This is a genomic window from Nodosilinea sp. LEGE 07088 (assembly GCF_015207395.1).
Taxonomy (GTDB): Bacteria; Cyanobacteriota; Cyanobacteriia; order Phormidesmidales; family Phormidesmidaceae; genus Nodosilinea.
Window position 1 is genome coordinate 22002 of the sequence record NZ_JADEWX010000055.1, and the last position, 10025, is coordinate 32026.

At 55.3% G+C, this 10025-nt stretch carries 11 protein-coding genes; 4 read left to right on the plus strand and 7 right to left on the minus strand.

Annotated features, from left to right (window positions below; all coding sequences use genetic code 11):
• Nucleotides 1–8: 8 nt before the first annotated feature.
• From IQ254_RS14140 to purE, 4 genes are all read right to left on the minus strand, one after another.
• The gene (locus IQ254_RS14140; protein ID WP_228040681.1) at nucleotides 9–1262 is read right to left on the minus strand and encodes a GTPase family protein; all 1254 of its coding nucleotides are present in this window, start codon (nucleotides 1260–1262) and stop codon (nucleotides 9–11) included.
• 146 nt (nucleotides 1263–1408) lie between these two features.
• Nucleotides 1409–3433, minus strand: coding sequence for a DICT sensory domain-containing protein (locus IQ254_RS14145; RefSeq protein WP_193966800.1), 2025 nt, complete (start codon nucleotides 3431–3433; stop codon nucleotides 1409–1411).
• A gap of 298 nt (nucleotides 3434–3731) precedes the next feature.
• Complete coding sequence (locus IQ254_RS14150; RefSeq protein WP_193966801.1) at nucleotides 3732–5237, minus strand: ammonium transporter; 1506 nt, start codon at nucleotides 5235–5237, stop codon at nucleotides 3732–3734.
• Between the two features lie 453 nt (nucleotides 5238–5690).
• Entirely contained in the window at nucleotides 5691–6212 is a 522-nt protein-coding gene (gene purE / locus IQ254_RS14155; RefSeq protein ID WP_193966802.1) for a 5-(carboxyamino)imidazole ribonucleotide mutase, read from the minus strand.
• A gap of 145 nt (nucleotides 6213–6357) precedes the next feature.
• On the opposite strand from purE, the gene bchM reads away from it, so the two are divergent.
• The 3 genes from bchM to IQ254_RS14170 all read left to right on the plus strand — a co-directional run bounded on the left by bchM (nucleotide 6358) and on the right by IQ254_RS14170 (nucleotide 7745).
• Nucleotides 6358–7047, plus strand: coding sequence for a magnesium protoporphyrin IX methyltransferase (gene bchM / locus IQ254_RS14160; RefSeq protein WP_193966803.1), 690 nt, complete (start codon nucleotides 6358–6360; stop codon nucleotides 7045–7047).
• A 17-nt stretch (nucleotides 7048–7064) separates the two neighbouring features.
• On the plus strand, nucleotides 7065–7454 hold the full coding sequence (locus tag IQ254_RS14165) for a DUF423 domain-containing protein (protein WP_193966809.1): 390 nt from the start codon (nucleotides 7065–7067) through the stop codon (nucleotides 7452–7454).
• Between the two features lie 63 nt (nucleotides 7455–7517).
• Entirely contained in the window at nucleotides 7518–7745 is a 228-nt protein-coding gene (locus tag IQ254_RS14170; RefSeq protein ID WP_193966804.1) for a hypothetical protein, read from the plus strand.
• A 45-nt stretch (nucleotides 7746–7790) separates the two neighbouring features.
• On the opposite strand, the gene IQ254_RS14175 is transcribed toward IQ254_RS14170, so the two are convergent.
• Nucleotides 7791–8027, minus strand: coding sequence for a ferredoxin-thioredoxin reductase variable chain (locus IQ254_RS14175; RefSeq protein ID WP_193966805.1), 237 nt, complete (start codon nucleotides 8025–8027; stop codon nucleotides 7791–7793).
• 113 nt (nucleotides 8028–8140) lie between these two features.
• Nucleotides 8141–8566, minus strand: coding sequence for a hypothetical protein (locus tag IQ254_RS14180; RefSeq protein ID WP_193966806.1), 426 nt, complete (start codon nucleotides 8564–8566; stop codon nucleotides 8141–8143).
• Between the two features lie 143 nt (nucleotides 8567–8709).
• On the opposite strand from IQ254_RS14180, the gene IQ254_RS14185 reads away from it, so the two are divergent.
• Nucleotides 8710–9417 (plus strand): ABC transporter substrate-binding protein, encoded by a 708-nt coding sequence (locus tag IQ254_RS14185; protein ID WP_193966807.1) that lies wholly within the window; start codon nucleotides 8710–8712, stop codon nucleotides 9415–9417.
• 112 nt (nucleotides 9418–9529) lie between these two features.
• Here IQ254_RS14185 and IQ254_RS14190 read toward each other — a convergent pair whose 3' ends face one another.
• Nucleotides 9530–9994, minus strand: coding sequence for a lysozyme (locus IQ254_RS14190; protein ID WP_193966810.1), 465 nt, complete (start codon nucleotides 9992–9994; stop codon nucleotides 9530–9532).
• Nucleotides 9995–10025 lie beyond the last annotated feature (31 nt).

Genomic DNA, 10025 nt, shown 5'->3' on the forward strand with positions numbered 1-10025 from the left:
TGCCAAAATTATTCAGGGTCGGAAAGCTTCGTCCCTGTAGATTGGGCTTCTACGTCTTCCGTTGTAAAGCGATCTTTGGCAGCGGCAAAAGCCGCCTGCATGGCGGTTTGAATTCTTTGGGGATCGGGCTTTTTGCCGCCCATGAGGTCACCAAAGTAAACGCAGGCCCCTTCGCCTAGGCCCCAGGTGTAGGCAAAGGCCCAGGAGGCAGCTACGACGCTGCCCAGGCCGGGGATGAATTTGATCAGCTCGCGCCCGACGGCCTGGGCAAAGAAGCCGCCTGCGATCGCGCTAATTAACCCACCCGCTTGGGAGGGGCTGAGGGTTTGGCCGTAGAGTTTACCGAGTAGCACCACCATCGACACCTGTAGGGCGGTGAGCACGGGCATAGTGGCAAAGGGCAGCGGCACAGCGGCCAGGGTAGCGGCCATGACCGCAAAGGCCGAGATGTAGTGACGCCCCACATCCCGATAGAGGTTACCCAGTTGATGGGTGGCTTCGGCTTGCTCATCGAGCAGTTGATAGAGGGCCTGGGCCTCGGCCTCTGGCAGCAGGTCGGCCAGCACGTCCCGGAGGGCATCGAGGCCGTAAAAGACTGGCTCAAAGCCGTCGTCTTCGAGGGTGAAGTCGATCAGCACGGTGCGGTCTACCACCCCCTGAAAGTTGGCGCGAATCAACTCGAAGGGTCGATTCACGGCTTCCAGGTTGGGGGGGTAGCCAGGATGATTAGTCTGGCTAGGTGGGTAGACCTCGTGGATAGAGGTCACCACTAACAGGCAGGGCACCGTCGGAAACTGCTGGCGCAGGCGAGCAGCAATCTGCCGCAGCGTATCGGTGGCGAAGTCGTTGATTTTAATGGTCAAAATTAGAATTCGACCTTTGCTCGTACTGGTGCTCAGGTTGTCTACCAGGGCATCAATGATGGCGTCAGTGGCCTGGGCGATGTCACCTAAACCGACGGTATCGGTAAAGATCAGTAGCGGCAGTTCTTCTGAGGGATAGGCATAGCGCTGGGTGTGTTGAGTGTGGGGCTTAAACCCTTGGCCGACGATGTCTTTAGAGACCCCGGTCAGGCCGCGCACAATAGAGCTTTTGCCAGTTTGCGGTTTGCCAATCAGCAGGGCTTCGGTGGTGGGAAGCTGCTGGCGTACGGCGGCGAGAATATCGGCTACTTTTTCGTCGTCAATGGTAAACCAGCGGTGGAACTGTTGGGCTGGCTGCAACTGGTTGGTGCGATCGCGTAGGTACTGCCAAGCGGCCATGAGGGGAGACCCTGGCGAAGTGTTTTGTGGGTCAGTTGGCTTCGAGTTGCCCATGCTTGCTTTGACTGACAGCGGTGAGACCACACTGATCATGCCATGGTTTTACCGGGCCGAGAACGGCCGTCGCCGCCAGATATTGCCAGGGGCTAATCGTCGAGCAGCACCGAAGGATTACCCGGCAAAGTAGCAGGCTGTTGCTTGTTTGTTTTGGTGGTGCGGTTGCGGCTGTCGAGATTGCCCTGAGCAACCGGTACGGTGAAATGAAACTGGCTGCCTTTATGTTTACCCTCTGACTCTGCCCAGATGGCGCCTCCCAACCCTTCTACAATCTGGCGACACATGGCTAGACCTAACCCTGTGCCTCCGGTGGTACGGCGCAGAGCCCCTTCTTCTTGATAAAAACGGTCGAACACAATCTGTAGGCGGCTGGGCTCAATGCCGCGCCCAGTATCGGCAATGGTGACCTGGAGATGGGTGGGGCTAGGGCGAGTCACCTGAATCGTAATTTTGCCCTCGGCAGGCGTAAATTTTTGGGCATTGTCAAGCAGTTTGACCAGAACCTCGACCAGCCACTCCCCATCGGCTCTGACCAAGGGGAGCTGTTTGGGCATTTTGACCTTGATGGTGGGCGCCGGGGTGCTATCGTGGCTGCCGCGAATGCTACTCAGGGCCAAATCGACGCATTCTTGCATGGAGAGTGACTCTAGATTCCACTCTACGCGGCCGCTCTCAAGCCGCGATAGGGTGAGAAAGTCCTGTACTAGCTTGCGCATGCGCTCGGCATCTTCAAGGGCTGATTGCAGCATAATCTGGCGCAGTTTGTTGGGCATATCGGGCTCGGTCGCCAGACTTTCGAGACAGACCTGAATGGTCGAAAGAGGGGTGCGCAGTTCGTGACCGGTGATGGCAATCAGGTTGGCGCGAGTGCGATCGAGGGCTTCGAGCTGATGGTTGAGATCTTGGAGGTTGGCATAGGCTTCAGCCTGGATAATCGCCACACTGAGCTGGGTGGCGATCGCATCTACCAGGGCAATATCGTCTTCGCTCCAATTGTGGGGCTGGGGTTGGCAGTGGTGTAGCTCAATGATGCCGACCAGACGACCCTGGTAGGTTAATGGCACCATCAGCCAAGACCGGATTTGCCAGCGCTCAATTAACGGCTGAATGATCGCTAACTCCTGACTAAAGGGAGCTGCCTGATCTTGGGTATCGGCAATGGCGATATTTTCTTTAGTGTCTTGAACGTAATCAAACAGGGGATTTGTTGCCAAGGGCCAGGTTTCTCCCAGCAGAGACTCAACGTCGTTGTTGAGGTGTTGGTGGGTGATCAGTACTGAGGCATCGGTGGCGCTACAGGGGTAGATGAGGCAGCGACAGACCTGGGAGGCTTGGCCCAACTCCTGGGCCGCTTTAGAAAAAATTTCGGTAGCGTCAAGGGATTGGCGCACCACTGACGTGATGGAGTTAACCAGGCGCTCGCGGCGCTCTTGGGCCGAAATCGCTTTATACGCCTTAAGCAACTTATACTGCCCCGCCTGGAGATAGGTCACCAGGCGCTGGGTAAAGGGATCGGGGCCACCGCTGCCATCGAGGTCAGTGGTGGGTGCCAGGGTGGGGTCAATAAATCGCTGATGGGCGATCGCTGTTTTGTCAGCCAGGTCAGGGCGATACCCAGCAATGCGATTGAGCAATATGGCCGCCGACTTCTGGCTCACGTAGGGGTCTTGAGTCCAAATCCCCTCAAAGCGACGGGTCTGATCAAGGGATGGGCCATAATTAGCAGAGGGTTCTGGCGATCGCTCCCGACAGATTAGGCAGGCGGTATAGTCAGCTCCAATCACCACCAGATGCCACTCCTGCGTGAGGGCATCGTCGGGCTGAAACGCAATGGTTTCGTAGTTGTTAGAGTGGCTGACAAAACTTGTGCCCAGGGCCGATAGTACATAAACCTGGTCGGTACTTTCGGCAATGCGCAGGTAACGATTCGCCTCCTGCAAATAAAATCGCTCTTGCTGAAAGCTCGCAATCACCAAAGACTTGCCCGCCCCCGCCAACACATGATCTTCCATTGCGTGAGATAACGCTGTCAGCGAGGTTTTGAAGTAGAGGCTAGGTCTAAGCTGGGGAATTGCACTCAGCAATTCTTCCACCACAGATGTGGAATTGCTCATCGTTCAGATTAAGAAACCATCGATCTAAAAGCGCTGCCAGCATGTTTACAACAAACCCAATGGAGACCCGGTTGTATCGGCAGCAGTGACTTCCACCTAGCCTACCAGTTGCCTCCTGCTATCACGGTACTTTGTAACCATTTGCCAACATCAACTTTCCTCTGGTGTGAGCTGGCGCTGAAAACTAACTCACGGGTAAAGACCCGGCTACAAAAAAGAACACTCGAGCATACTGCCCGAGTGTTAGAACGCTGGGGCTTCCCTACGGAAACCCCACGCTTGATTGCGATGTCACAACCTACATCATGCCAGTCATGTCAGTGGTGTCTTTGAGGAAACCACTGTAGGCTTCCATACCGTGCTCACCAATATCCAGCCCCTTCATTTCTTCCTCGGCGCTGACCCGCAGGCCAAACACCGACTTGAGAATGAGCCAGAAAATAGTGGAGGCAACCACGGTAAACAAACCAATGCTCAAAATACCGAGAATTTGAGCTCCTAGCTGACCTACACCCCCACCGTAGAGCAAACCGCTGATGGAACCTTCAGCACCACCTTGGGTGAAGTTGTTGGGGTTGGCAAATAGACCTACGGCCAAGGTGCCCCAAATACCGCACACCAGGTGTACAGAGGTGGCGCCTACGGGGTCGTCAATCTTGATGCTATCGAAGAAGCCCACAGAGAACACCACCAGGATGCCCGCAACGAGACCAATCCAGAACGCACCACCATAGCCCACCACGTAGCAACCAGCGGTAACGCCCACTAAGCCTGCCAGAATGCCATTGATGGTCATGGACAGATCAGGTTTGCCGCTCAAGGCCCAGGAGGTGAAGGTAGCCGCTATGCCACCCGATGCTGCGGCCAGGTTAGTCGTAACAGCGATATAGGGCACAGCCATATCGGCGGCCAGCTGCGAGCCGGGGTTAAACCCGAACCAGCCCAGCCACAGAATTAAGCAACCGAGGGTGGCAATACTTAGGTTGTGCCCTGGCAGCGCACTAACCTGACCATCGGCGGTGTACTTGCCCATACGGGGCCCGAGAAATGCCGCGCCCATGAGCGCAGCCCAACCGCCTACAGAGTGAACAATAGTAGACCCAGCAAAGTCGTGGAAACCAATCTCAGCGAGCCAGCCACCACCCCACAGCCAGTGGCCAGTGATGGGGTAGGCGATCCCTGTCAGCAGGATGCTGAAGATCAGAAAGTCAGCGAACTTAATGCGCTCAGCAACGGCACCCGACACAATGGTGGCCGCAGTACCGGCAAAGGCAGCTTGGAAGAGGAAAAACGTGTCTTTAGACAGATTGAGCCCATCGGGCCCTAAGCCATATAGCTCAGGAGCGCCTCCCAGGAAGATGCTTCCCCAGCCTACCCAGCCGTTGCCATTGGCCCCAAACATGAGAGAAAAACCAAGAAACCAGAAGGCTACGGTAGCCAGTGCAAAAACGATCAGGTTTTTGGTCAGAATATTGACCGCATTCTTCTGACGGCAAAACCCGGTTTCTAGCATGCCGAAACCGGCATTCATGAAAAATACTAAGAAAGCGGCAATCAACACCCAAATATTGTCTAGGGTGGTTTGCACATCCGCAGCGGTAAGCTCGTCTTGAGCCTGGGCTGCAACTCCCCATGTCGCCAAAATAACCAGCGTTAGAGGAACACAGGCTACCCATGCCCAGCCACCGATGCGGCTAAACAGACGCTTAAATACCACGTCAAAGGGAGGTACACTGGCGCTCCAGAAGCTAGTCTTAGACCGCCTCCGGAACCGAGAACGATTACGCAACACTAAATTAGACATCTCAACAGACGTTCCTTCAACACAATCAGACAGTGAACACGGCTTGGCATGTGAGACCTAACTCTTAACCGCCGGGCGGCCAGTCAGGCCTGTATGGGAGCTACAGCCCACAGAACAAAATTGCTCTGCGAACCGTCTAGATTAGAGTGCAAGCTTCCAAAGGCAGCTAAAGATACCTGTAGAAGGCAACACTAAGTTGCCTGGATACATTGCCTAGAGCAAGCACCAAGCAGAAGAACTTTCATATAGACACAACACAACGATTCCACCAATTCTCAGGCCGTCAATCTGTATCGCAGGATACGTAAAGCCCTGTGGCGGTACTGGATCCTTCTTAAATGGGTCTGTAAACCTAGGTTTTATTGTGCTGAGACGACTTTAGTTGGAGCAATAAGACCGTAAAAGTTGATTTCGTTTGATCATCTATGCATCCACACTATGCATCCACTTGTCTCAAGTCTGGTGTTTGAGGTAGCCTTCGGTGCCCAGTCGCTCGAGCCGCTGCTGCTTGGCTAGAACGGAGGTTTCTAACGTGCGCCGATACTGAACGACTTGATCCATGAGAGCGGGGCGATCGCAGGCTAAGATCTGGACCGCCAACAGCCCGGCATTCTTAGCATTGCCGATCGCGACGGTAGCGACTGGGATGCCGCCGGGCATCTGCACGATAGAGTAGAGCGAATCAAGGCCCTGCATGGTGCGACTGACCACGGGTACCCCAACCACCGGCAGCGGGGTCAGGGCGGCGACCATGCCGGGGAGATGGGCGGCTCCCCCGGCTCCAGCGATAATGACTTTGAGGCCGCGATCGCGGGCGGTTTTAGCGTAGTCGACCATGCGTTCTGGTGTGCGATGGGCCGATACAATGGCCACCTCGTGGGCCACCCCAAACTCAACGCAAATCTCAATGGCCGCTGCCATGGTAGGCAAGTCTGAGTCGCTGCCCATAATGATGCCAATTTCAGCAGGGGTCATAACTCAACGACCGGTGGAGATTGCTTCACCATCATGCCACTGGCTGGTGCTGGCCAGGGAATCAGAAGATTGAGTTTCGTTGCGGGTCGTTTTGGCGAAGCAAAAGATCATAGAATTTTACAGAAGTTAGCAAAGTTGCCGTCCCATGCCTGTTATCGACGACAAGACCGTTGTTCGCGAATATTTCAACGCCACGGGGTTTGACCGCTGGCAGCGCATCTACGGCGATGGTGAAGTCAATAAGGTACAGCTAGATATTCGTAAAGGGCATCAAAAAACTGTCGATACCCTGATGGCGTGGTTTACCGCCGACGGCAACTTGACTGGATTGACCTGCTGTGATGCAGGCTGTGGGGTAGGCAGTCTATCGATTCCGTTGGCGCTGGCTGGGGCAAACGTCTACGCCAGCGATATTTCTGCCAAAATGGTGGCTGAGGCTGAGCGCCGTGCCCAGATGGTGCTACCGGCAGATCGATTACCTACCTTTGAGGTCAAAGATCTAGAAGAACTGGCGGGAAAATATCACACCGTCATTTGCCTAGATGTACTGATTCACTACCCTCAAGACAAAGTACAGGCCATGATTGGCCACCTGAGTTCGTTGGCTGAGTCGCGCTTGATCATGAGTTTTGCTCCTAAGACGGTGTTTTATAGCGCGCTTAAAAAGGTAGGCGATTTTTTTCCGGGGCCGAGCAAAGCGACCCGCGCCTACCTGCACCGCGAAGCCAATATTGTGCAGGCGCTGGAGTCTGAGGGCTGGCAGATTGAGCGTCGAGCGATGACGAAGACTCAGTTCTATTTCTCCCGCATGGTAGAAGCGGTACGCGAACGGTAGGGAGGTCAATCATGACCATAGAACGGTTGTTTATTGCGATCGCAGCCCTACTGGGCGGTACTGCTGTCGCGGCGGGGGCCTTTGCCACCCACGCCCTTAAGCCCCAGTTGAGCGAACGTTTATTGGCGGTGTTTGAGACTGGCGCTCGCTATCAGATGTACCATGCCCTGGCTCTCTTGCTGGTAGCGCTGGTGCGCAGTCAGGCGCTGGGGGCACCGGGGCTCTTAACGTCCGCAGGCTGGGCTTTTGTGGCGGGCACGGCGATATTTTCGGGCAGTCTCTACGCCCTGGCCCTGACGGGGCAGAATCTGTTGGGAGCGGTGGCCCCGGTAGGCGGCGGTGCCCTTATGGTGGGCTGGGGCTGCTTGGCGGTAGCCGGCGTGCTAGGGGCCAGTAAACCTGAGTGAATGCTGTGAACTTTACGGCTAACTGGCTGCGTGTATGATGGGCCCGTGTTGCGCCAGACTGCCATGTTTGAATACCTATCGCCGCGATCGCTCGCCGATCCCCAAGACATTCTTGAGTATTTGGAGTTGCACCAGGCGGCCCAGGAGTTCCGTTTGGAGCTGGAGCACCGAGCTAACCTGGAGGCCTATTGCCAGTGGTATTACCAAGTCGCTGCTGAAAATCAACGCGATCTCGCTAACATGCGCTCAGAGATTAATTTGCTGACGTTGTTCAATGGCCGCAGTGTCTAGGAAAGCCCGCAGTGCCTAGGAAAGCTAAATGATAAAACTCGTCATCTAGACTGTTTCTAGCTCATCCTTTCTCAAGTGAGCCCGCATGGGGCGCTTGGCCCCTTCGACCTCAAACTCTACCTGCACCGGAAAATTAGGGCTGATGGGGCGACCTTTATAGTCGGTGAGGATATTGACCACGGTGCCTTCAAGACCCTTGGCATCAAAGGCTTCGTTGCGGTGCAGCGGGTGGTGGTAGAAAATCACAGACTCTTTAACTCGGACGCGTTCACCAACGTTCATAGCACAGACTCGCTCTTACTCAAATCCTCCCTGGCACCCAGGTGGAAAGTTGTTTGCAACCCTATCATCTTTGCACAGGATGGCCCCTGTGCCTTAGCCCAACTGCCGTAGCTTTAGGTGGAGCCAGAAAGATCGGTTGCCAGTAACTCGTGCATGCGCTTCGCCATAGCAGCCATTTCGGAGTTGCTGCGGGAGAGTGTTTTGGTGCGCTCTTGAAACATGTGTCCGATTTCGCTGTCGTACAGCAAATGCTGGGCCTGGTTGAGTAACTCAGCCGCGCGCTCGGGTGCCTGGGGCTGCTTCGCCATGAGCACTTCATCCATCTGGACAATCAGCTGAGAAATCGGCCGTAGCCAGCTAAATTGCTCGTGGCTCAGCACCAGTCGCAAGTAGTCGCCCTTATTGGCGATGGCTCCATAACTGGCTTCATAGCGCTCCTTCTCAGCGTCCATCAAAATCTTATGGGCCTTGAGCAGCAGCGATCGCAGTTCGCGTAGGGGGGCAAAGGCCGGATCAGAAGTAGGATTACCAACAGTCATTCAACGCTCGCGCACTCTTGCTGTACTGTCTTCACCATTCCATGAATAGACGGCGATTTCAAGGGATGCCCCCGAGGGGCGATAGCCTGTAAGGAGAATAATGGTTTGATGTCACAATAGCCCTAGGTTTTTTTGGCATAGCCATGGATTTCACCACCGTTTGCCCTGGTCAGCTTTCAATTATTGCCAGCGATTTTGATGCTCGGCCCATGAGCTTTGTGCAAGATGGCGATCGCCTTGGGTACGAGCCTGCCGTTGCTCGTGCTCTGGGAGAGGTGTTAGGGCTGGCTCCAATGTGGTTTGATCATCCGCCTGACCAGTTTTACCCTACCCTCAGCACCGGCAACTATGACGTCGTCTGGTTTAGTCAGGCGATTACCCAAGACCGCCGGGCCTGGGCTGACTTTACCCGACCCTATGGCCGCTTTGATGAGGCGGTATTAGTGCGTGAAGAGAGCTCTATTTATAATGTCTCTGATTTGGCCGGTAAACGGTTAGGTACCTTGGCCGGCACCACCCCACTAGCACTGACTGAGACCCTGCCTGATCTCGAGTGGGTTGCGTTTATGGGGGCTGACCAAGCATTGTCAACCCTCTTGCTAGCCTTAGAACAGGGGACGATTGATGCGCTGGTGGGAGATGCGCTGATGTTGCTGACCGCCGAGGCCGATACGACTACCCTGCGCGTAGCCTTTCAACTGCCGACCCAGCATCCCTTTGGTATTGGGGTTCTGCCCGGTAACCGAGAGCTGCTAGATGCCCTCAATCAGGGGCTCAATCAGCTGCTTGTCAACGGTACCTTGGCCAGATTGTGGACTCAATGGATTCCCTATAAACCATTTCCGTTCTAGCGGATGGGCGCGATTGACCTAGCGGTTGTCGATCCTGGGATGGATGTTGTCATCGGTCACCATCTCCCTCATGGATGGCCTGGCGACTCATCTCATCGGGGTCGAGTGCCCCTTAGAGGAACTGTTGCCAATTCTCACTGCGAAATAATGCTCGCTCGGCTCGGCGACGGCGCTGCAGCCCCGGTAAAACCCTGCCAGCAGCGTAGACCCAGCGCGAAAACTCATCAGAGGCTCCGGCAATGTCGCCAGCATTGAGTTTTTGAAGCAGGGTAGATGAGCGCAGGTTGCCTGCCCCGACGTTAAACGTGAATGACACCAGTGCCGAAAATTGGTCGCTGGTCAGGGGGCGAGTCACGGCACTGGCAACAGCTTGTTCGTACTTGCCGAGATCTCGTTTGAGGATATTTTCGGCGTCGGCCCGAGTGATGGTCAGCCCTGGATAGACCCGGGGTGCCCCAGCGGCGGAGGTATGACCATAACCAATGGTCCAGGGTTCTCCCCCGGTACCCGGGTCAGGATAGGCATCGAGCCTTAAGCCCTCAAAGCCTTTGACGATTTCAAGCCCGGCTGCATTAATGGTGTTGCCGGTTGGCGGCGGCGGCGGCGGC

Excerpts from the sequence above, each read along its gene's own strand:
- IQ254_RS14140 (WP_228040681.1), bottom strand. The coding sequence starts at position 1,262 with ATGGCCGCTTGGCAGTACCTACGCGATCGCACCAACCAGTTGCAGCCA.
- IQ254_RS14145 (WP_193966800.1), bottom strand. The coding sequence starts at position 3,433 with ATGAGCAATTCCACATCTGTGGTGGAAGAATTGCTGAGTGCAATTCCC.
- IQ254_RS14150 (WP_193966801.1), bottom strand. The coding sequence starts at position 5,237 with ATGTCTAATTTAGTGTTGCGTAATCGTTCTCGGTTCCGGAGGCGGTCT.
- purE (WP_193966802.1), bottom strand. The coding sequence starts at position 6,212 with ATGACCCCTGCTGAAATTGGCATCATTATGGGCAGCGACTCAGACTTG.
- bchM (WP_193966803.1), top strand. The coding sequence starts at position 6,358 with ATGCCTGTTATCGACGACAAGACCGTTGTTCGCGAATATTTCAACGCC.
- IQ254_RS14170 (WP_193966804.1), top strand. The coding sequence starts at position 7,518 with ATGTTTGAATACCTATCGCCGCGATCGCTCGCCGATCCCCAAGACATT.
- IQ254_RS14175 (WP_193966805.1), bottom strand. The coding sequence starts at position 8,027 with ATGAACGTTGGTGAACGCGTCCGAGTTAAAGAGTCTGTGATTTTCTAC.
- IQ254_RS14180 (WP_193966806.1), bottom strand. The coding sequence starts at position 8,566 with ATGACTGTTGGTAATCCTACTTCTGATCCGGCCTTTGCCCCCCTACGC.
- IQ254_RS14185 (WP_193966807.1), top strand. The coding sequence starts at position 8,710 with ATGGATTTCACCACCGTTTGCCCTGGTCAGCTTTCAATTATTGCCAGC.